Source organism: Priestia sp. SIMBA_032 (assembly GCF_046535215.1).
Classification (GTDB): domain Bacteria; phylum Bacillota; class Bacilli; order Bacillales; family Bacillaceae_H; genus Priestia; species Priestia aryabhattai.
Genome location: NZ_JAWRXD010000337.1, coordinates 1 through 320 on the forward strand (window position 1 = coordinate 1; position 320 = coordinate 320).

The following is a 320-nucleotide window of genomic DNA, read 5'->3' on the forward strand; positions in this document are numbered from 1 at the left end:
TGATGCGCATAGCGAACAATATAGAAAATCGGGTGAACCGTATATTATTCATCCGATTCAAGTTGCAGGTATTTTAGTTGATTTACACATGGATCCAGCTACGGTATCAGCAGGTTTCTTACATGATGTAGTGGAAGATACAGAGATTACGTTAGAAGATATTGAACGGGAATTTAACAAAGAAATTGCTATGCTTGTTGATGGTGTTACAAAGCTTGGGAAGATTAAATATAAATCTCACGAACAACAACAAGCCGAAAACCATCGCAAAATGTTTATTGCAATGGCTCAAGACATTCGAGTTATTTTAATTAAATTAG

At 35.3% G+C, this 320-nt stretch carries 1 protein-coding gene; it reads left to right on the forward strand.

Annotation, left to right across the window (positions count from 1 at the left end; genetic code table 11):
* On the forward strand, positions 1–320 hold a 320-nt coding region (locus SB717_RS34655), incomplete at both ends, for an HD domain-containing protein (RefSeq protein ID WP_410907396.1).